We start from the raw sequence: 21,604 nt of genomic DNA, 5'->3' as shown, positions 1-21,604 counted from the left end.
ATATTTGATTTTCTTAAAAAACGCTATTGGCTTAATGAAGTTTACAAGTATTAAAATCTGTCTTTTATTTATTGTTTTATTTTCAATAAAAAACCAAGCACAAGAAACGTTACCAATTTATACAGATTACTTATCAGATAATGTTTTTTTAGTACACCCTTCTGCAGCAGGTATTGGTAATTCTAGTAAATTAAGATTAACTGCAAGACAACAATGGATTGGTGTGCCAAATGCACCGGCATTACAAACGGTAAGTTTTCATACCAAATTTGGCGAAGAATCGAATGCTGGTTATGGTTTGGTTTTATTTAATGATAAAAACGGATTTCACTCTCAGCAAGGTATACAAGGTGCTTATGCTTATCATTTACCAATGAGTACAAGTAATATGTTTCAGCAATTATCTTTTGGTTTGGCTTTTTCTTTTGTACAAAACCAATCAGATCAAAGAACATTTTCTGGAGATAGACCAGGTGTTGTTAGTCAAATTATAGAAAGTACAAGTTACTATAATGCAGATTTTAGTTTGGCTTATCACAGAGGAGGTTTATCTTCTTATTTTACAGTTAAAAACTTATTCTTAACAGCAAAAAACAATTTGAATGTTCAAGAACCTTTAGATTTAAGAAATTATATTTTATCCGTTGGTTATTATTTCGGACAAGAAAGATTTGTACAATTTGAACCTTCTGTTATGTTGCAAATAAGAGAAGGAACTAAAGAAAGAATTGCAGATCTAAATTTTAAAGCTTACAAAACTTTTAAAAACACGCAATTTTGGGCAGCACTATCTTATAGAAGAAATTTTGATGCTAGTAGCGAAGATAACTCTTCTTACATCTCGCCTTTAATTGGTGTAAATTATAAGAATTTGATGTTTTCTTACACGCATACAAAGCAATTAAACGATGTATTATTCGCAGAGAATGGATTTCATCAAATTTCTATAGGTTTTAACCTATGGACAAGAGAACCAAGAGGTGCAGCTTGCCCTAATATAAATGCAAGTTACGGTAGCTTTTAGAAATCTTTTTCTATTACTTCTATACCATCATTAACAATTAAATTCTTTAATGCAGTCTTATCTTTGTTGATGTAAATAATATGAGATGCTTTTCTAGCATCTTTTTTAATTAGATTGTTTTTCTCTAAAATAGCTTTCGTTTGTTTTGCAACTGCTTCGCCAGAATCTATAATTTTAATTTTAGAACCTACAATTTTTCTAATTTGAGGTATTAAATAAGGATAATGAGTACAACCAAGTACCAAAGAATCGATATCATTTTTAATCATAGGATACAGGTATTTAAGAAGTAAATCATTCATTTCTTCTGAATGTAATTTTCCAGCTTCAATTAGTTCTACAAGTCCTTTACCTATCGTTTCTTTAATCGTAATATCTTTAGATATAGTTTTAGATGTTTTCTCGAACAAAGTGCTGTTTAACGTTCCTTTTGTTGCTAAAATTCCTATAATTTTAGTTTTTGTAATTAAAGCAGCTGGTTTTATAGCAGGTTCTATTCCTATAAAAGGAATTGCATATTTTTCTCTTAAAAAATCAATTGCATTTGTTGTGGCAGTATTACAAGCAACAACAATTATTTTACAATTTTTAGCTAATAAAAATTCAGTATTTTTAATGCATAATGCAATAATTTCTTCTTTAGTCTTTTGACCGTAAGGGGCATTTTTACTATCAGAAAGATAGATTGTATTTTCAAAAGGTAAAAGCGTTGTCACTTCTTTTAATATTGATGTGCCACCAACACCAGAATCAAAAAAACCAATAGAATTATTGTTAGATATCATATGCGTAAAAATAAAAAAACCTACTTAAAAAAGTAGGCTTCTTATATAATTTAAAAAGTAGAAATTATTGTCTTACTTGTTGTGGCTTTGGTAAATCTTTTAATAAACCTAATTTTGCTTTTACAGCACTATATAAATCTTCTCCTTTTTTTACGATTAAACTTTTAGCATCAAGAACATATAAAATTCCTTTAGAAGCAGCAGCAGATTCAATTGCTTTTTCAGCTTTTTCTACAATTGGCTTTAAACCATCTGCTTGTTTCTTTTGCATTTCTTGGTAAGCAGCTTGTTGTGCTTGATCAAATCTTGCCTTGTCTACTTGTACTTCTTGTGCTCTTTGCTTGTTAGTAGCTTCTGTTTGTGTTGCTTGCTCAGCAGTATATTTTTGAACTTTAGCTTCTAACTTTTTCTTTAAACCTTCAATTTCATTTTGGTACGATTTACCTAATTTTTCTAAAGTAGTAGATAATGCTCTTGTTTCTGGCATATTATCTATAACTCTTTGGTAATCTACATGACCTATTTTTTGTGCATTCGCAACACCAGCTACTCCTAAAGTAAATACAGCAATTAATAGTAATGTTTTAAAATTTTTCATTCTTGTTTTTAATTTAATTATTATTCTCTTGTTTTTCTTGCTCTTTCTTTGCGTCTTCTTTTTTCTTTCTAAGCGCTTCTTTCTTTTTTCTAAGCAACTCTCTTTTTTCGTCTCTTTTCTTTAACAGTGCTTGTCTTCTCTCTTCTGCTAATTTTTGCTTCGCTTCTTTATCAGATAGTTTTTTTGCAATTGCTGCTTCTTTTTTAGCGATTGCAGTTTTTTGTTTATCTGTTAATTCTTTTGACGCACTTGCTTGCTTCTTTTTAGCATTTTTTTGATCTACTAATCTTGTTCTATCAATAGTTGCTAAAACGAGGTCGCTAATATCGTATTTTTTATTTGAATATAGCATTACTAATTCACTAGATTTATCAAAAACAAAATCGTATTTTTTTCTAGCAGAAATACTTTGTATTGCATTGTAAACTTGGTCTTGTATAGGTTTTACCAATTGTTTTCTTAATAAAAACATATCACCTTTAGGTCCAAAATATAAAGATTCTAATCTTCTTAATTCGTCTTGTTTTAATGCTATTTCTTCTTCTTTTTCTTCTATAAGATCTTTTGTAAGAATAGCTTTTTCGTTTGCTAAATCAGTTTTTAGTACCTCAATAAATCTTGCTTCTTTATCTAATTTTTGTCTCCACTTCACTACTTTTTCGTCTAAAGTATTTTGTGCTTCTAGATATTCAGGAACATTTTCTAGAATGTATTCCATATCTATGTAGGCAATAACTTGATTTCTTTGAGCGCAAGAAATACTAACTGTAAATAAAAGAACTGTAAATAAAAATATTTTTTTCATTCGTTTAGTATTTAGAAAAAACCATGCCAAAAAAACTTTAGTCTTAACAAATGTACAGTTTTCTTAGAATTGTCTTCCGATAATAAAATGTGTTTGCCAACCAGATTTTTCTATTTGACCAGGTAATGGATCGAACCCATGAGCAAAATCGATACCTAATAAACCAAATGCAGGCATAAAAATTCTTACACCTAAACCAGCTGATCTTTTTACGTTAAACGGATTAAATGTTCTAAAATTGTCATAAGAGTTACCAGCTTCTAAGAAACCTAAAGTATAAATAGATGCAGATGGTGAATCTGTAATAGAATACCTTAATTCTAATTGAAATTTATTATAAATAGTACCTCCAGAAATTGAAGATAATCTGTTGTTTTCATATCCTCTTAAACCTACTGTTTCTCTACCGTCTAGTTGAAATTGAGCTATACCGTCTCCACCAACAAAGTAACGTTCAAATGGTGTTTGACCTAATTTATCACTATAAAAACCTAAGAATCCCATTTCAGCATTCGTCATCAACACTAATTTATCTGTAAAAGAAGTATACCATTTACCTTTAGCGTTTAATTTATAGTATTCTAACCACTTATATTTATCAGCTAAAAAGTCATTTTGCTCTTCTGCAGTTAAATTATCTGGTTGATTGTAATCTTTATCTGTAAATAATGAATACGGAAGTGTCGCTTTAATTCCGAAAGAAAATTCTGAACCATAAGTTGGGAAAATTAAACTTGGTCCTGAAGAATTTCTTGTTAAGTTAATATTATAAGATAAGTTATTTAATGTACCATTGTCTAAAACATTGTCTCCAACTCTAAAACCATAATTTTTTAATTGAAAACTTTGGTAAGATATTGTTTGTGATAACTGAAAGAAATCATCTGGCCATTTTAAACGTTGTCCTAAACCAATAGAAGCACCTGTAATACCTAGTTTTCTACTTCTGTCTACATCAAAAGTTTGAGGGTCTAACTGAAACTGATTTGATTGATAAATAGAAAATGATAAAGATTTTGGAGTTTTACCACCAAACCATGGCTCTGTAAAAGAAAAACTATATGTGTTAAAAGTTCTACTAGATTGAAGTCTTAAAGATAATTTTTGACCGTCACCGGTTGGTAATGGTTTGTAAGCTTCTTTATTAAAAATGTTTTTTATAGAAAAGTTGTTAAAAGATAAACCTAATGTTCCTATAAAAGAACCACCACCATAACCACCTTGTAATTCTATTTGACTACCACCTTTTTCAATTACGTTAAAATTGATGTCTGTAGTTTTATCTCCGTAATTTGGCGTTACATCAGGTGTTACATTTTGATCAAAAAATCCTAACTGACCTATTTCTCTAATAGATCTAATGATTTCTCTTCTACTAAATAAATCTCCTGGTTTTACACGTAATTCTCTAAAAATTACATGATCGTTTGTTTTGTCATTACCAGAAACAGTAACCTTTTTAATTCTTGCTTTTTCGTCTTCTCTAATTCTAATTTCTACTGTAATAGAATCGTTTTCTACTTTAGTTTCTACTGCATTAATTTGAGAGAATAAATAACCGTTGTTTTGGTATTCCGAAGAAATATCAAAAGAAGTTGGGCTTCCGTCTCCGCTAACACGTTCTTTTAAGACAGCTCCGTTATAAATGTCTCCTTTTTCAATCCTTAAGACTTGCTGTAATTGCTCATCTGTATATTCTTTGTTACCAACAAATAATATTTCTGCAAAACGATATTGTCTACCTTCTTCTAAATCGATATTAATATCTATTGTATTATCATCATTCCAAGAAATTCCTTCTTTTAAAATACGAGCATCTCTATAACCTTGCCTGCTATAAAGATCTAAAATGCTTTCTAAATCTTCTTGATAATCTTCTTCTATATATTTAGAGCCTTTCCAGAAACGACCAAAAAATTTCTCTTTGGTGTTTTTCATGGCACCTCTTAATTTTTTATTTGAAATAGCGTCATTTCCATTAAAGTTGATGTCTTTAATTTTAATTTTTTTCCCTTTATCTATAAACACAGACATGTTTACGATATTAATATCCGAAGTATCTTTTTGAACATCTAAAGATACTTTTGTTTTTAAGAATCCTTTATCTGTATATTTTTTTCTGAAATAATTTTTAGAGGTAACTAACAAGTTATCTGTTACCATTTTACCAAGTTTTAATTCGGTTTCTTTTAAAAGTTCTTTGGCTTTTGACTTCTTAATCCCGTTTATTTTAACTTGATTTAGTTGAGGTAATTCTTGCACATCTAGTTGCAGATATACTGTATTACCATCAATTTTTGCTAAATAGACATCTACGTCACTAAATTGGTCACTTTCATAAAGTTTTTTAATAGCACTTGTAAGCTTGTCTCCAGGCAATTTTATTGTCTGCCCGTATCTTAATCCTGTAAAAACTCGAACTGTTTCTTCGCTAAATTTTTGAAGACCAGTTACAGTAATACCGCCTAAAATGTATTCTTGTCCTTTAACGAACGAAGCTTTTTTAGTGGATATGGTATCCTTTTTAATTATAGATATACTATCTTTTTTAACTTGAGCATTTGCGCTGTAAGTAGAAAATAGTGCTGTAAACACTATTGCTGCAGAAAATAATTTCATAAAAAATTTATTCTGTAATTTGTTCGCTTGTTTTTCCAAATCTTCGTTCTCTATTCTGGTAATCTATAATTGCATCATAAAAATGCTCTTTTCTAAAATCTGGCCAAAGTACATCTGTAAAATATAGTTCGGCATATGCCAACTGCCACAATAAGAAGTTACTAATGCGTTGTTCTCCGCTAGTTCTTATCATTAAATCAACGTCCGGCAAATTAAATGTATATAAATGATTATTTATAGTATTTTCATCTATTTCTTCTAAATTAAGTTCTTTATTAACAACTTTTTTAGATATATTTTTAATTGTATTAACAATTTCTTCTCTAGAACCATAACTTAAAGCCAAAGTTAATACGATTCTAGAATTGTTTTTTGTCTCTTCAAATACTTCTTTAAGAGCTTTTTGTGCTTTTTTAGGAAGACTTGTTATCAATCCTACAGCATTTACCTTAACTCCGTTTTTCATAAAAGTTGGTAATTCCTTTTTTAAAGAATTAACTAATAAAGTCATTAATGAGTCTACTTCTAACTTTGGTCTGTTCCAGTTTTCTGTAGAAAAAGCGTATAAAGTAATTGCTTCTATATTAATTTCTGCTGCAGCTTCAACAGAGTCTCTTACTGCGTTAAGTGCATTTCTATGACCAAAAATCCTATTCATTCCTTTACCTTTTGCCCATCGGCCATTGCCATCCATAATTATGGCAACGTGTTTTGGTACTCTTTGTAAATCGATACGTAGTTTTTTATCCATATTTTAAAATCCTTGTGTGTAACAAGCGGGTCTACCAAAAGTATAAATTAAAGATACTCCGGTAAACATATACCAATCATTACTATTACCTTCTATATTGTAATTTAAATTGTCTTCTGTTAGATAATCTAAATCATCTTCAAAAGTATATCTAAATTTACTTTCTATAGAAAATGCAAAATTACCACTTAATTTAGACTTAAAGCCCAAACCTATTGGTATCGCAAAAGATGTTTTTTTATCAAAAATATCTTCTCCTGCAGTAGTTTGTTCTCTAATATAAGAGTAATTAAATGCTGCAAGCTCAATTAAAATGTACGGTGTCCAAGTTTTATCTTCTGATGAAATATCATATTCATAAAAATTAAACTCCATTCCTAAAGCAATTTCACCTATTGTATTTGTAAAATTTAATCCTCTATTTCTTCTAAAATCTGTATCGGCATTCTTATCATTTCCTTTAATTGGTAAATAAGAAAGTGTGCCTTTAAAAGCAATTCTAGGATTATAATTATATTTAAAAAAAGCGTTACCTGCTAATTGATTTGGGTATATGTAATTGGTTCTACCAACATCACCAACGTAATTTGTGCCTCCTAAAGAAACACCAATTTCATACACTTGCCCAAACATAATTGCAGATAGGCTAACAAATACGATAAATAAAATACTTTTTTTCATTCTAAAAAATAGCGAGCAAATATAGGAATTTCAATTTGCTTTATAAAGTTAATACTCAGTCTTTTTTGAATAACCTTTTTTTTTAGGTTTTATTGTAGTTAGTGCGTTAAAGATTTGTTGCGTTTCTTGTGTCTTCTCCCCAAAGCAATTTGCTTCTAAGAGTTTGTAAAAAAGATTGATTATTTGGAATGATACTTTTTATAGTGAATGGTGCTTTTTCTATAAAAACTTTTGTGTTTTCGGAAACTGTTGTAATTCTAGAATCTAATGAAATTAAAAAGTCTTTTTCTCTTGAATCTACTTCTAATTGTATCGAAGTTTGGTCTGAAATTACCATCGATCTTGCATTTAAATTGTGTGGTGCAATTGGTGTTATTACTAAGTTTTTAGAATCCGGAGAAATCACAGGGCCATTGCAGCTTAAAGAATAACCAGTAGAGCCTGTTGGTGTTGCTATAATTAAACCATCTGCCCAGTAATTTGTTAAGTATTCGTTGTTAAGATTGGTTGTTACACCAATCATAGAAGTTGTGTTTTTTCTGGCAATAGTGACTTCGTTTAAAGCAAAATTAAGTTCAGAAAATTCTTTTGTTTCGGGTGCCGTTTTTACTGCCAAAAGAGTTCTTTCTTGAGTAGTATATTCTTCTTTTAAAATTAACTCTACACTTTCGTTAATCGTGTTTTTGTTGATGGTTGCCAAAAAACCTAATCGCCCCGTGTTAATACCTAAAAGCGGAATGTCTAAATCTCTAATGTAGGTTACAGCTCTTAAAATGGTACCGTCTCCGCCAAGTGTAAACATCAAATCGAAAGAATTATCTAAATCTTTAAAATGAGAAAATGTTTTGTATTTATTATCAAGAATTGTTCCCTCTACAAGCAAATTGTAAAACTTTTCTTCAATAAAGCACTCGATATTATTTTCTTCTAAAATCTTTAAAAGAATTTGAATTTCTTTTTCTGCTGATATAGAATATGATTGGCCGTAAACTGCTACTTTTTTCAAACTTGTAAAATATTTAATATTTTAAATTGTGTTTCTTTTTAATAATTTTTTAGAAATTACATTTCGAGGTATTTCTGTAAATAATCAGATCTGTTTTTTAAATCTTCTAAATAAATATCGTTTTCATGCGTAGAAATTATTTTATAGTCATAACGTCTAAAGGTATGCATAACTTCATTGATATCTTCTGCTTTAATTTTTAAAGTTACTTGTACATTGCCTTGAGTTTTTTCAGAAACATATAAACCTAATAATTTACCACCATTAGATTCTACTATTTGCGATACTTCGCTCATCGAATAGTCATTTTCATTTTTTTCGATAATTAAAGTTTCGCTGTCTTCTATCATAAAAGGACTTGTAGAAAAAACATCTAAAACATCACATAAATCGTAATAACCAATATATTCCTTTTCTTTATTAAGCACCGGAATAATCGTTGTGTCATTATCAGCAAAAATCTTTAAAAGTTCTAAAACTGTTGCTTTTTCATCAGCAAAAAAAGAATTTAACAAATGTGCATAACCAACTAATTCATCAGATTTATTTTCTATTGTTTGTATGTCGTCTTGCGCAAAACATCCTAAAATCTTGTTATTTTCTACGACGGCAAAATGTGTTATCGGAAAATTATCGAACAATTTTTGTGCAGCCTTTACACTGCTTTTTAAGCTTAAAGGCTTTATTTCATTTAGTATATAGTCTGTAATATTCATGCTTTACGAATATAGGATAAAATGATTTAATAATTTATCTTTGTTGTCTAATTTAAGACGATGACAAAGTTAAGTGTTAATATTAATAAAATAGCAACTTTAAGAAATTCTCGTGGCGGAAATGTGCCAAATTTACTAAAAGTCGCAGCAGATATTGAAAGTTTTGGTGGTCAAGGAATCACAATTCATCCAAGACCAGACGAAAGACATATAAAATACCAAGATGCTAGAGATTTGGTTTCTGTGGTTAAAACAGAGTATAATATTGAAGGAAATCCGATACAGTCTTTTATAGATTTGGTGTTAGAAACAAAACCAACTCAAGTTACACTTGTACCAGATGCAATAGACGCTATTACATCTAATGCGGGTTGGGATACGATAAAACATCAATCTTATTTAAAAGAAGTAATTCAAGAGTTTCAACAAAATGGTATTAGAACTTCTATTTTTATTGATACAGATTTAAAACTGATTGAAGCTGCAGCTAAAACAGGTACTGATAGAATAGAATTGTACACAGAAGAATTTGCAACACAATACGATTTAGGAAACAAAGAGGCAATTAAACCTTATACTAACGCAGCGATTTTAGCACATGATTTAGGTTTTGGTATAAATGCTGGTCATGATTTAAGTCTTGATAACATAAAGTTTTTTAAAGAAAACATACCAAACTTAGCAGAAGTTTCAATTGGGCATGCGCTAATAGCTGAAAGTCTATATTTAGGTTTAGAAAATGTTGTAAACATGTATTTACACAAGTTAAAATAGTTTCAATCTTAAATAAAACTCACATGTCTAAAGAAATATTACATGCCACAGTAAAAGGAGAAGGTTTTCCTTTGTTAATTTTACATGGTTATTTTGGTATGTCAGATAATTGGAAAACTCTTGGAAATAAGTTTTCAGAAGATTTTGAGGTGCATTTAATAGACCAAAGAAATCATGGTAGAAGTTTTCATGAAGATGAGTTTAATTACGAAGTTTTAGTTGAAGATTTACATCGATACATTTTACATCATAATCTACAAGAAGTTTATTTGCTAGGGCATTCTATGGGCGGAAAAACAGTAATGCAATTTGCTGTAAATTACCCAGATTTAGTTAAAAAACTAATTGTTGTAGATATTTCGCCAAGGCAATACCAACCGCATCATAATGCTATTTTAGCTGGTTTAAATTCGATAGATTTTAAAGTAGAAAATTCTAGAAGTAAGGTTGATAAGAAGTTGGCTAATTTAGTGCCAGATTTAGGTGTTCGTCAGTTTTTGTTAAAAAACGTGTATTGGGTAGAAAAAGGTAAATTGGCTTTTAGATTTAATTTAGAATCTCTAACAATAAATAATCCAGAAGTTGGTGCAGCATTGCCTCTATTTACTGTATTCGATAAAGAAACTTTGTTTTTAAAAGGAGAAAAATCAAATTACATTACAGAAGATGAAGAGGCTATTATAGAAGCACATTTTCCAAGTTCAAAAATTGCTACAATTAAAAATTCCGGACATTGGTTACATGCAGAAAATCCGAAGCAATTTTACAGCGAAGTTTGTGCATTTTTAAATTAAACAACAAAAAGCTGTGTCAATAAAAATATTCATGAAAAAAATAATAGCATTTGTATTTCTTCTTAGTTTCGGACTTTCTTACGGTCAGAAAGATTCTATTAATTTGAATTTAAGAAAAGATAGCGATAGAGATTTTTGGCAAAAATTCACATATGATTTAGGTAATATGGCAGGCGGAATGGGCTATGCATATACTAGACCTCTGTATTGGAAAAAGAAAGATTTTGCAAATTTAGGATATGTAGCAGCAGGAACAGCAGCTTTGTATGTAATAGATGATAATGTAGATAATTGGGCAAATGGTTGGCGAAACGATGTACCAAGATGGTTAACAAACTATGGCAATGATATTGGTAGTCCGAATAACAATTTTATGCTAACTGGTGCTGTGTATTTAACAGGTTTGTTTACAGAAAACCCCAAATTAAGAAGAACTGGTGTTTTATTGATATCGTCTGCAGCTGCTTCTGGTTTATTACAGCAAGTTTCTAAACGAATTATTGGTAGAGCAAGACCAAGAATAGATGTTGGTAAAAGTTCTTTTGATCCTTTTCATATAGATAGGGTTTTTAATTATGATTCTTTTCCTTCTGGACACACCATGTTAGGTTTTACAAATGCTTATGCAATTGCGAAACATTTTGAAAGTCCGTGGATAAAAGCAGGCTTGTATACCATTGGCTCAATACCAGGTATTGCAAGAATTATAGATCGTTTTCACTGGATTTCTGATGTTGCATTTTCTACAGCAATAAGTATTTTTATTGTTGAAGCCATAGATCGATTTTTAGATACAAAATACGATCAAAAATATAATGACCAAAGATTTAAGAAAAAAGTGGTTTGGAATTTACAAGTAACACCACAAAGTTTTGGTGTTACTATGAATTTTTAGGCAATTTCACCTCTTTGAGGTTTTAGAGCGTCTCTGTAAATTTTCATGTCTTTTTCATCAACCGTTATAAATGCAGCACAAAGCATCGGGTTTTGCTCTATAATATCAATTTCGTGAAAGTTTAATTTTTCTAGTTCTGCAAACTCTCTTAAGTGTATTGTGTGGTGTTTGGCAGTTTCTTTTGCGTCTTCACCTCTAAAATCCCACAATAATTTTATTTTTCTGCTCATAATTTAATCGTTTATAAAAATAAATAAGTTTCCAGAAGTATAACTTATATCTACGTTGTTTTCTATTGCCTTGTTTCTTGTGCCAATTCTTTCTCCAAAAACTAAATCTTCATTATTTACAGAATACTGAAGTCCTTTAGTGGTAATGTTTTTAACTTCAGGAAAAGGTATTAAAGAAACTGTTTTATGTTTACAGTTATTAAGAACTGTTTTTTTATCAGCAAGAAAGTAACTACCATAATTATCATAAAAAGTAAGTTTTAGCTTTTCTTGCCATTGAATAGTGGTGTGTAAATTTCCTAAAAAATGATCTTGTTCTTTTCCACTAGCTCCAAAAATATCAATTGTAAAAAAACCTTTGTCCAATAGAATTTGTAGCATTTTGTCAAAATCTGTAAAATTTTGATCTGGTGTTTCTATTACTTCAATTTCTGTTGGTAAACTCTCTAAAGAATCAAAATCTCCCGTAATAAAATTTGGTGTAATTTTTTTTTCTTTTAAATATTGATAAGCGCCATCGGTTGCACAAATAATATCGTAATTAGATAGATTTGGCAGTTTTTTTGGCTTTTCGCCATTTAATAATAAAAAAACTTTTTTGGTTTTCATGTGATGCAAAAATACCCATTTCTTATCGAATGAAATGGGTAGGAACTTCAATAAAAAAAAGAAGTCGATTATTTTTGTTTTAGTATTATACCGATAATGCCTAAACGTGCAATTAGAAAAGTTAAAGAACCAAAAATAGGAGAATACAAACAAATTTTCAATCCTCCTGCTAAGATTTTAGTTGAAAAACCTGAAGAAATTGAAAGAGCTTGAAATGCTCCCATTAATCCAAGCATCATACCTAAAAACCCCCAAACTAAAGCAAACAAACTTATAGACTTAATCAATTTTAGACCTTTATCGTTTTTATCACTTTTAATTAATACTACTATTGTTAATAGAACACAAATAATTAAGGTGATTAAAATTGTGTACATAAATAATGGTCCGCCATCATTTAGTAAATTCATTGGTAATAATTTCATAATAAGTTGTTTTTAGTAATTAATATGAATCAAATGTATTTTAAATAGACGTTCAATTTTTTAAAAAACGACGTTTGATTATTTAAAATTAGTAAACAACCAAATAATAAGGGGTTTTAACAAAAATAACTTAATTTGGTAGAAAAGGTTCGTTTTCTGGTATTTTGCCTCAAAAACTTCTGAGTTTTTAAAAAATATATGATATTGGTAAATTATTTAAAACAATGAATTCATATATAAAATTATTATTTACTGCTTTTTGCCATATCATTTTTTGGGTTGGTGTCTATTTCTTTTACACTTATTTTTTAGGTTATGGTAGCTTAAATGTAAATTATGTAAATTCATTTTCATGGTATTTAATGCCAAGTACAATTGCTACAAGTTATTTTTTTCTGTATTATTTGTTTCCTTTTTATCTTCAAAAAAAGAAATATTTTTTATTTTTTCTTTACAGTATTTACACGTTTATAATTTCTAATTGTGCTATAATTTTATCAATTTTATTTGGGTTTATTTTTTTAGATGCGTCTGATAATATAACTGTAATTCCTTTAACTAAAGGTTTGCCATTTATAGTTTTTGGAGTTTACATGGTTGTTTTGTTTTCAATTGTGATAGGATTAATGTTATTTAATTATTTAGATCAAAAAAAAACAGAAGATTTAAAGAATAAATTTCTACAGACTCAACTACAATTAAAAGAACAAGAATTAAAGTTTTTAAAAATGCAAATTCATCCACATTTTTTATTTAATTCTTTAAATACAATTTATGGTTTTGCGTTGCAAAAAGGAGATGAAGCGCCAGAAATGATTTTAAAATTATCTAATTTATTAGATTATATATTATATCAAATAGAAAAACCTAAAGTTAACTTACAGCAAGAAATTAATCATTTAGAAGATTATATTTCTTTAGAGAAAATGCGTTTTCACGATTCTTTAAAAGTGAATTTTCAAAAAGAAATTTTATCAGAAAATATAGAGATTTCGCCAATGTTATTAATTCCTTTTGCAGAAAATAGTTTTAAACATGGTAAAATAAGCAATGGTTTTTTAGAAATTGATATCAAGCTATGTGTAACTGATGATGAATTGGTCTTTACAATTCAAAATTCATCAAAAAATGATGTTAATTCAAATGTTGGTATTGGTATAGAAAATATTAGAAAAAGATTGCAAATGCTGCATCCAGATAAACATCAGCTTAAAATTCAAGATAAAGAAGCAATTTTTAGTGTAAGTTTAAAAATTCAATTAGAAGATTTTCAAAATAATTAATATGAAAAAAATTACTTGTGTTATTGTTGATGATGAGCCTGTAGCAAGAGATATTTTGACTTCTTATGTAGCTAAAATACCTAGTTTAGAATTGATAGCAACTTGTAAGAATGCAATGGAAGCTTTTGAGGTTTCAAATACTCAAAATATAGATATTTTCTTTTTAGATATTAATATGCCAGACATTTCTGGATTGTCTGTGGCGAAATCTATCAACCAAAAATCTAAAATTATTTTTACAACTGCATACAGAGAATATGCTGTAGATGGTTTCGATTTACAAGCGGTAGATTACTTGTTAAAACCGATTTCGTTTGACCGTTTTTTACAAGCAATTAATAAATTGTTTCATCAAAACTCTAAAGTTTCTTCAGAAATTTCATCAGAAAAAAATCTTGTAAAGAATGATTTTATTTTTGTGAGATCTGATAGAAAAATGCTAAAAATTAATTTTGATGAACTACTTTATGTAGAAAGTTTGTCTGATTATATTAAACTTCATTTAAAAGATAAGGTAATTACAACAAGAGAAACAATTAGTAATATTGAAACGAAATTACCCGCTAAAAACTTTCTTAGAATTCATAGATCTTTTATTGTAAATCTTAAAAAAGCAACTTCTTACACAAACGAATTTGTAGAGATTGGTAAAAATGCGATTCCTATTAGTAGAACTTACAAAGAAAATGTACTTAAAAAGTTGACAGAAATTTCATAGAAATAGTTTTATCTTTGATGCAAATTTTAGACTTTTGAATACGACACAATTTATTCCAGAAATACTTTCAGAAAAAATAGAAAAGGCAACTTTTACGTGGCAAACACCAAGTAATATTGCATTAGTAAAATATTGGGGAAAAAGCAATCCTCAAATTCCTAAAAATGCTTCTATAAGTTTTACGCTAAATAACTGTCATACAATTACTACAATAGATTTTTTTAAATCAGAAAAATCTGAAAAAGTAGATTTTGATTTATTTTTTGAAGGAAAAGAAAAGGAAGAGTTTAAGCCAAAAATTGCAGAGTTTTTTAATAGAGTAGCAAAGTATTGTCCGTATATTTTTGATTATAAGATGGTAATTAAATCAGAAAACTCTTTTCCGCATTCTAGCGGAATTGCATCTTCGGCAAGTGGTTTAAGTGCAATTGCTATGTGTTTAATGAGTTTAGAAAAAGAGTTAAATCCTGATTTATCTAAGAATTTTATCAATCAAAAAGCATCTTTTTTAGCACGTTTGGGTTCTGGAAGCGCCAGTAGAAGTATCGAAGGACCTTTGGTGGTTTGGGGAGCGCATCCTGAAATTGAAGGAAGTTCAGATTTATTCGGAGTTCAATTTCCGTATGAAGTTCACCCGGTTTTTAAAAATTATCAAGATGCTATTTTATTAGTAGATAAAGGCGAAAAAATTGTTTCTAGTACGGTTGGTCATAATTTAATGCACAATCATCCGTATGCAGAAAATAGATTTACGCAAGCAAATGAAAATCTAGAGAAAATATCTAACATTTTACAAAACGGAGATATTAAGGCTTTTGTAAATTTAGTTGAAAGTGAAGCTTTAACATTACACGCAATGATGTTAACGAGCAATCCGTATTTTATTTTGATGAAGCCAAATACTTTAGAAATAATCAATAAAATTTGGAAGTATAGAGCCGAAAATGAGAGTAATATTTGTTTTACTTTAGATGCCGGCGCAAATGTGCATGTTCTATATCCTGAAAACGAAAAAGATGCGGTAAACAAATTTATCGAAGAAGATTTGGCAAACTACTGTCAGAAAAAGCAGTATATTTATGATACTGTAGGTTTAGGAGCAGTAAAAAAGTAACCTAATTTTGATATTATGAAGTTTATTTTAGTATGGTTTTTTTTCTTTTCATCATTTTTAACGTTAGCACAAGATAAGATTTGGTTTGATGCAAACGGAAATATAACAACAAAAGAAAATGCTGTTTATTACAGGATTTCATCAAAAAATAAAGCTAAAAAGCAACTAATTATAGATTATTATATCTCTGGTAAAAAAGCCAAAGAATCTTATCTTGTTAAAGGCAAACAAGATGGTAAGTATGTAGAGTTTTATAATACAGGTGAGGTAAGAGTAACTGGTGTTTACCAAAATGGATTAAAAACTGGGATGTGGAAAACCTACGACAAAAAAGGAAAAATAAAGAAAAAAGGAAAGTATTTTAAAGGCGAAAAAGTAGGCGTTTGGAAAACTTTTTACAAGAATAATTAATAAGAATTTGTTTACAAATAAATTCGTATTTTTGTAACGTAATAAACATAACTATGAAAGGCCCACTATTTTACGCTAAAATCTTACTTTTTGGAGAATACGGAATTATTAAAGACTCGAAAGGGCTTGCGATTCCTTTTAATGCATATAGAGGCGCTTTAAAATCATCTGAAGATCTTTCTGGAAAAGCTCTAGATTCTAATGGTAATTTAGAAAAGTTTTATACTTATTTATCTAACTTAAAAACAGATTTAGTTACTTTTAATTTAGAAGAACTAAAAAAAGATATCGAAAACGGTATGTATTTCGATTCTTCAATTCCGCAAGGTTATGGTGTTGGTAGTTCTGGTGCTTTAGTAGCATCTATTTATGATAAGTATGCTTCTAATAAAATTACTGTTTTAGAGAATTTAACAAGAGACAAATTGTTGAATTTAAAATCAGTTTTTTCTTTAATGGAATCTTTTTTTCATGGTAAAAGTTCTGGTTTAGATCCTTTAAATAGTTACCTAAGTTTACCAATTTTAATCAATTCTAAAGATAATGTCGAGCCAGCAGGAATTCCTTCGCAAAAAGAAGGTAAAGGCGCTGTTTTCTTGTTAGATTCAGAGCAAATTGGTGAAACAGAGCCAATGGTAAACATCTTTATGAATAAAATGAAGAACGAAGGTTTTAGAAAAATGATTAGTGAAGAATTTTCTACAACTACAGATGCTTGTATAGAAGACTTTTTACAAGGTAATGTAAAATCTTTGTTTGGTAATGTAAAGTCTTTGTCTAAGATTGTTTTAAAGAATTTTAAACCAATGATACCTTCTGCTTTTCATAAAGTTTGGGAAAAAGGAATATCAACAAATGACTACTATCTTAAACTTTGTGGTTCTGGTGGTGGTGGTTACATCTTAGGTTTTACAGAAGATTTTGCAAAAGCTCAAAAAAGTTTAAAAGATTATAAGCTAGAATTGGTTTATAGATTTTAAAAAACTTTATGAGTACTTCAAAATTAAAAAGAACAATTCTTAAATTTTTTAGTTTATTTTCTGCAGTTAGAGGTTACAATATTTTAGTTTTAATTGTAGCACAATATCTCGCGGCAATATTTATTTTTTCACCAGCTAGGTCTTTAAAAGAAGTACTTTTCGATTTACATTTACTGTTTTTAGTGTTGGCATCTGTATTTGTAATTGCTGGTGGTTATATAATTAATAATTTTTACGACTCTAAAATTGATAAGATTAACAGGCCTGTAAAAGCTGGTTTAGATAATTTTATAAAGCAGTCTACAAAACTTAGATTGTATTTTATATTAAATTTTATAGGTTTCTTATTCGGAGTTTTAATCTCATGGCGAGCAGCATTGTTTTTTGCTGTTTACATTTTTGCTATTTGGTTTTACTCACATAAATTAAAAATGAACCCTATTTTAGGCTTTGTAACTGCTACAATCTTAACAGTTTTACCATTTTTTGCTGTTTTTGTCTATTTTGGCAATTTCTCTCCTATAATTTTTGTGCATGCTAGTTTTTTGTTTTTAGTAGTTATGGTTAGAGAGCTTATTAAAGATTTGCAAAATTTAAAAGGAGCTATTGTAAATAATTATAACACGTTTCCGGTTGTTTATGGCGAACGTAAAACTAAAATAACATCTATAATAATACTTGCTTTAACTATTTTGCCAGTAAGTATTTTGTTTAGTTATCCTTCTTTAAGTTACATGCGATATTATTTTTATTTTGCATTAATTATCTTCTTTTTTGTAGGTTTTTCACTTTGGAAATCTCAAACAAGAAATCACTACAGAATGTTACACAACATTTTAAAAATGTTACTTTTAATTGGCGTTTTGTGTTTGATTTTTATTGATACGTCACTTCTTTTAGATAAAGTGATTGATAGATTGAACTAGAATTCAATAATATAACTACCTTTGCAAAAATTTTTATAATGAATTCAAATAGAAACTCGTCGAGAGGACGACAAGAAGGTAAAAAAAGTACACCTTTAAGTAGAAAAAGTGGAACTTCAAACAAGAAAAGTTCTCCGTTAGGAAGAAAAAACACTAAAAAATCTTTTTCTAAAGTAAAAGAAACTCCAAAATCTGATGAATCATCAGGAATCCGTTTAAATAAATATATTGCCAATTCTGGAATTTGCTCAAGAAGAGAAGCAGATACTTATATCGAACACGGTAGTGTAGAGGTTAACGGTAAGTTGGTTACAGAAATGGGATATAAAGTTCAGCCAGATGATGTGGTTCGTTTCGACGGAACTTCAATTTCTCCTGAACAAAAAAGATATATTTTACTGAACAAACCTAAAAACTATATCACTACAATGGATGATGATAGAGGTAGGAAAACAGTAATGGAATTAGTGTCAAATGCTTCTAAAGAAAGAATATATCCGGTTGGTAGATTAGATAGAAATACAACAGGTTTGTTGTTGTTTACTAATGATGGTGATTTGGCTAAAAAGTTAACGCATCCAAAACACAATGTTCGTAAATTATACCACGCTTCTTTAGATAGAAAGCTAGATTTAAGAGATTTAGAAAAGTTAAGAGGTGAGGTGATTATAGAAGGTAGAAAGGTGTTTATTGATGCTGTTTCTTATGTAGAAGGACAACCAAAATCTGAAATCGGAATTGAAATTCATTCAGGTAGAAATAGAATTGTTCGTAAAATTTTTGAACACGTAGGTTATAAAGTTAATAAGTTAGATAGAGTAATTTTTGCTGAATTAACTAAGAAAAACTTACCAAGAGGAAGATGGAGACCTTTAACAAATCAAGAAGTAAACAATCTTCAAATGTTAAAGTAATTTTATTGTAATACATAATTAAAAAAAGCCTTTTAGAATTCTAAAAGGCTTTTTTATGCTTTACAAATATATAATCTAATATGCTTGTTGTTAGATTTAGAGTTTAACTTCTATTAAAAACATATTTATTATACTTTTTTTAGTTTTCTAAGGGTTCTTACGGAATGTTATAAAGAACAATATCGGAATTTTCGAAATAGTGTGTTAAGCTTATGTATTGGCCTTTAAACCTTTTTATATATATGATCTAGAAAAATAGGTTTATAAGTATCTTATTAAGCACCCTAAAAAAGAAAAAACCCTAAAAACATAGTGTTTATAGGGTTTTTAAGTGGTACCTCCAGGAATCGAACCAGGGACACAAGGATTTTCAGTCCTTTGCTCTACCAACTGAGCTAAGGTACCATTGCCTTAGCGGATGCAAATATATAATGTTTTTTGATATCTCCTAATTTTTTTTCGAAAAAAAGTAAAAAAAAATTAATTTTTATCTAAATTTGAATCATGAATCTAACAATTGATGTAGGAAATACAAGGGTTAAGTCTGCTGTTTTTGAGGGAGATAAATTAATAAAACTTTATGTTTTTGATAAAAGAAAAATTATTTCAGAAATTCGAAAAATTTTAAAAGAAAATTTAATTTCGCAGGCAATTATTTCAAATGTTGCTTCTATTTCAGAAAAAAAGATGTTGCACCTTCATAAATTAGTAGATTTAGAAGTGGTTTCATCAGCAACAAAAGTTCCTTTTAAGAATTTGTATAAAACGCCACATACTTTAGGTGTAGATAGAATTGCATTAGTTGCAGGTGCAGTTCAACAATTTCCTAATAAAAATGTTTTAGTAATAGATGCGGGTACATGTATTACTTTTGATTTTGTGAATTCTGATGCAGAGTATCTGGGTGGAGCAATTTCTTTGGGAATAAAAATGCGTTACAAAGCATTAAATAAGTTTACTGCAAATTTACCTTTATTAGAAACATTAGAATTAGAAAATCTTATTGGTAAAAACACAAAAGAAAGTATAATTTCTGGTGTTTTAAATGGTGTAGTGAAAGAGTTACAAGGAATAATTGATAGCTACGAGCAAAAATTTGCAAATTTAACAATAGTTTTAACGGGAGGAGACACAAATTTCTTGTCAAAACAATTTAAAAGTAGCATATTTGCCAATCAAAATTTTCTCCTACAAGGATTAAATGAAATATTGAAATTTAAGGAACACAAATGATTAGAAAGATTTTAACGGTTTTTTTACTGATAACATCGGCAACATTATTAGCTCAAAGAACTAGTTCTTCTCCATATTCTTTTTTTGGAATTGGTGAGCAGTATACGCCAAGAACAGTTGAAAACGCAACAATGGGAGGAATAGGAGTTTCTTTTAACCATTATAAATATTTAAACTTTACAAATCCGGCAGCAAATGCTTTTTTAAGGCAAACTACTTATGCAATCGGACTTTTTAACAACGATTTAACGGTAAAATCTGCAGATGCTAAGCAAAGCTCTACATCTACAAGTTTAAATTACATTGCTTTAGGTGTTCCTATTGGAAGTAAAGCTGGTTTTTCTGTTGGTTTACAACCGGTATCTTCAGTTGGTTATTCTCTTTCAAATAGCGAATTTGACGCAAATGGTGATATATCTGCAATAACTTTATATTCAGGTGAAGGTGGTGTTAATAGATTATACGGAAGTTTTGGTATTAAGTTAACTAAAGAGATTGCCTTAGGTATTGAAGCTGATTATAGCTTTGGAAATATAGAAAATAGTATTACAAACCAAAGAGCAGATGTTAGTTTAGCTACGAAATATAAAGAAACTAGCATTGTTAGAGGTGGTACTGTTACTTTAGGATCACAATATCAAAAGTTCTTGAAGAACGATACTTATTTAAATGCAGGAGCAACTTTTAAGTTAGGTAATGATTTAAAAACATATGGTAACGAGTATTTATATTCTTTAACACTTTCTGGTGCAGGTATAGATATTCCTAGAGATACACTTTCTAGCAGTTCTACGAATGGTAGATATAAAATGCCTTTAAAATCTATCTTAGGAGTTAGTGTAGGTAAATATGATAAATGGCATGTTGGTGTAGAATATCAAAATCAAGATGCTATACAACCAGAAGGGTTTATCAACAATACAAATAATTCTTTTAAATACGAATCTTCTAAGAGAGTATCTTTAGGAGGTTATTACATACCAAAAGTAAATTCTATTTCTAGTTACTGGGATAGAGTTACTTACAGGGCTGGATTAAGATACGAAAACATCGGATTAGCGATAGACGGATCTGGTTCTGGAACAAATTATACCTCAATTAACGACTTTGGCATGTCTTTTGGTTTAGGTTTACCACTGAAACAATTATCTAACGTTAATTTAGGTTTCGAATATGGTAAAAGAGGTACAACCACAAACAACCTAGTTCAAGAGAATTACTTTAATTTTAGACTTAGTTTGTCATTGACAGCTTCCGGAGCTCAAAGTTGGTTCAGAAAAAGAAAGATTGATTAATTTATAAAACAACTATTA

General features: G+C 29.1%; 24 protein-coding genes and 1 tRNA gene. 13 read left to right on the top strand and 12 right to left on the bottom strand.

The window, feature by feature from the left end:
* The first annotated feature begins 34 nt into the window (after positions 1-34).
* Entirely contained in the window at positions 35-1,024 is a 990-nt protein-coding gene (locus B5464_RS03780; protein ID WP_079737264.1) for a type IX secretion system membrane protein PorP/SprF, read from the top strand.
* On the opposite strand, the gene murI is transcribed toward B5464_RS03780, so the two are convergent.
* The 8 genes from murI to B5464_RS03740 form a co-directional block, all read right to left on the bottom strand.
* Positions 1,021-1,809 (bottom strand): glutamate racemase, encoded by a 789-nt coding sequence (gene murI, locus B5464_RS03775; protein ID WP_079737263.1) that lies wholly within the window; start codon positions 1,807-1,809, stop codon positions 1,021-1,023. The two genes, B5464_RS03780 and murI, sit on opposite strands and share 4 nt — an antisense overlap.
* Positions 1,810-1,873: 64 nt before the next feature.
* Positions 1,874-2,407, bottom strand: coding sequence for an OmpH family outer membrane protein (locus tag B5464_RS03770; RefSeq protein WP_079737262.1), 534 nt, complete (start codon positions 2,405-2,407; stop codon positions 1,874-1,876).
* Positions 2,408-2,420: 13 nt separating this feature from the next.
* Entirely contained in the window at positions 2,421-3,212 is a 792-nt protein-coding gene (locus B5464_RS03765) for an OmpH family outer membrane protein (RefSeq protein WP_079737261.1), read from the bottom strand.
* 63 nt (positions 3,213-3,275) lie between these two features.
* Positions 3,276-5,831: an outer membrane protein assembly factor BamA gene (gene bamA, locus B5464_RS03760; RefSeq protein ID WP_079737260.1), complete on the bottom strand. Its 2,556-nt coding sequence runs from the start codon at positions 5,829-5,831 to the stop codon at positions 3,276-3,278.
* Between the two features lie 7 nt (positions 5,832-5,838).
* On the bottom strand, positions 5,839-6,582 hold the full coding sequence (locus B5464_RS03755; RefSeq protein WP_079737259.1) for an isoprenyl transferase: 744 nt from the start codon (positions 6,580-6,582) through the stop codon (positions 5,839-5,841).
* A 3-nt stretch (positions 6,583-6,585) separates the two neighbouring features.
* Positions 6,586-7,263, bottom strand: coding sequence for a DUF6089 family protein (locus B5464_RS03750; RefSeq protein ID WP_172830854.1), 678 nt, complete (start codon positions 7,261-7,263; stop codon positions 6,586-6,588).
* Between the two features lie 106 nt (positions 7,264-7,369).
* Entirely contained in the window at positions 7,370-8,269 is a 900-nt protein-coding gene (locus tag B5464_RS03745) for an NAD kinase (RefSeq protein ID WP_172830853.1), read from the bottom strand.
* Positions 8,270-8,325: 56 nt separating this feature from the next.
* Entirely contained in the window at positions 8,326-8,985 is a 660-nt protein-coding gene (locus B5464_RS03740; RefSeq protein WP_079737257.1) for a CBS domain-containing protein, read from the bottom strand.
* Between the two features lie 60 nt (positions 8,986-9,045).
* Here B5464_RS03740 and B5464_RS03735 point away from each other — a divergent pair, with 60 nt between their 5' ends.
* Genes B5464_RS03735 through B5464_RS03725 form a run of 3 tightly spaced genes read left to right on the top strand, consistent with a single transcriptional unit; the run spans position 9,046 to position 11,448 of the window.
* Positions 9,046-9,759 (top strand): pyridoxine 5'-phosphate synthase, encoded by a 714-nt coding sequence (locus B5464_RS03735; protein ID WP_079737256.1) that lies wholly within the window; start codon positions 9,046-9,048, stop codon positions 9,757-9,759.
* A gap of 23 nt (positions 9,760-9,782) precedes the next feature.
* Positions 9,783-10,553: an alpha/beta fold hydrolase gene (locus B5464_RS03730; protein WP_079737255.1), complete on the top strand. Its 771-nt coding sequence runs from the start codon at positions 9,783-9,785 to the stop codon at positions 10,551-10,553.
* 31 nt (positions 10,554-10,584) lie between these two features.
* The gene (locus tag B5464_RS03725; protein WP_079737254.1) at positions 10,585-11,448 is read left to right on the top strand and encodes a phosphatase PAP2 family protein; all 864 of its coding nucleotides are present in this window, start codon (positions 10,585-10,587) and stop codon (positions 11,446-11,448) included.
* Here B5464_RS03725 and B5464_RS03720 read toward each other — a convergent pair.
* The 3 genes from B5464_RS03720 to B5464_RS03710 all read right to left on the bottom strand — a co-directional run bounded on the left by B5464_RS03720 (position 11,445) and on the right by B5464_RS03710 (position 12,712).
* Positions 11,445-11,678, bottom strand: coding sequence for a hypothetical protein (locus B5464_RS03720; RefSeq protein WP_079737253.1), 234 nt, complete (start codon positions 11,676-11,678; stop codon positions 11,445-11,447). The two genes, B5464_RS03725 and B5464_RS03720, sit on opposite strands and share 4 nt — an antisense overlap.
* 3 nt (positions 11,679-11,681) lie before the next feature.
* Positions 11,682-12,287: a thiamine diphosphokinase gene (locus tag B5464_RS03715; protein ID WP_079737252.1), complete on the bottom strand. Its 606-nt coding sequence runs from the start codon at positions 12,285-12,287 to the stop codon at positions 11,682-11,684.
* A gap of 68 nt (positions 12,288-12,355) precedes the next feature.
* On the bottom strand, positions 12,356-12,712 hold the full coding sequence (locus B5464_RS03710; RefSeq protein WP_079737251.1) for a MotA/TolQ/ExbB proton channel family protein: 357 nt from the start codon (positions 12,710-12,712) through the stop codon (positions 12,356-12,358).
* A 224-nt stretch (positions 12,713-12,936) separates the two neighbouring features.
* Here B5464_RS03710 and B5464_RS03705 point away from each other — a divergent pair, with 224 nt between their 5' ends.
* From B5464_RS03705 to B5464_RS03675, 7 genes are read left to right on the top strand one after another with little or no spacing between them, the layout of a single operon-like run.
* Complete coding sequence (locus B5464_RS03705; protein WP_079737250.1) at positions 12,937-13,995, top strand: sensor histidine kinase; 1,059 nt, start codon at positions 12,937-12,939, stop codon at positions 13,993-13,995.
* Between the two features lies 1 nt (position 13,996).
* Positions 13,997-14,713, top strand: coding sequence for a LytTR family DNA-binding domain-containing protein (locus tag B5464_RS03700; protein WP_079737249.1), 717 nt, complete (start codon positions 13,997-13,999; stop codon positions 14,711-14,713).
* A 34-nt stretch (positions 14,714-14,747) separates the two neighbouring features.
* A complete protein-coding gene (locus B5464_RS03695) occupies positions 14,748-15,827 on the top strand; it encodes a diphosphomevalonate/mevalonate 3,5-bisphosphate decarboxylase family protein (RefSeq protein WP_079737248.1) in 1,080 nt (359 codons plus the stop codon).
* Between the two features lie 15 nt (positions 15,828-15,842).
* Positions 15,843-16,238, top strand: a complete 396-nt coding sequence (locus B5464_RS03690) for a hypothetical protein (protein ID WP_079737247.1) — start codon at positions 15,843-15,845, stop codon at positions 16,236-16,238.
* A gap of 53 nt (positions 16,239-16,291) precedes the next feature.
* Positions 16,292-17,218: a mevalonate kinase gene (locus B5464_RS03685; RefSeq protein WP_079737246.1), complete on the top strand. Its 927-nt coding sequence runs from the start codon at positions 16,292-16,294 to the stop codon at positions 17,216-17,218.
* A gap of 8 nt (positions 17,219-17,226) precedes the next feature.
* The gene (locus B5464_RS03680; protein ID WP_079737245.1) at positions 17,227-18,144 is read left to right on the top strand and encodes a geranylgeranylglycerol-phosphate geranylgeranyltransferase; all 918 of its coding nucleotides are present in this window, start codon (positions 17,227-17,229) and stop codon (positions 18,142-18,144) included.
* A 38-nt stretch (positions 18,145-18,182) separates the two neighbouring features.
* A complete protein-coding gene (locus tag B5464_RS03675; protein WP_077810054.1) occupies positions 18,183-19,058 on the top strand; it encodes a pseudouridine synthase in 876 nt (291 codons plus the stop codon).
* Between the two features lie 332 nt (positions 19,059-19,390).
* Here B5464_RS03675 and B5464_RS03670 read toward each other — a convergent pair.
* A tRNA-Phe gene (locus B5464_RS03670) sits at positions 19,391-19,463 on the bottom strand.
* Positions 19,464-19,562: 99 nt separating this feature from the next.
* Between B5464_RS03670 and B5464_RS03665 the strand changes: the two genes are divergently transcribed.
* Together B5464_RS03665 and B5464_RS03660 are read left to right on the top strand one after the other, a co-directional pair.
* A complete protein-coding gene (locus tag B5464_RS03665; RefSeq protein WP_079737244.1) occupies positions 19,563-20,291 on the top strand; it encodes a type III pantothenate kinase in 729 nt (242 codons plus the stop codon).
* Complete coding sequence (locus B5464_RS03660; RefSeq protein WP_079737243.1) at positions 20,288-21,586, top strand: hypothetical protein; 1,299 nt, start codon at positions 20,288-20,290, stop codon at positions 21,584-21,586. Before B5464_RS03665 ends, B5464_RS03660 begins: the two co-directional genes overlap by 4 nt.
* Positions 21,587-21,604 lie beyond the last annotated feature (18 nt).

This window comes from Polaribacter sp. KT 15 (genome assembly GCF_900143115.1).
Taxonomy (GTDB): domain Bacteria; phylum Bacteroidota; class Bacteroidia; order Flavobacteriales; family Flavobacteriaceae; genus Polaribacter; species Polaribacter marinaquae.
This window is presented reverse-complemented; position numbering and strand designations above follow the sequence as displayed.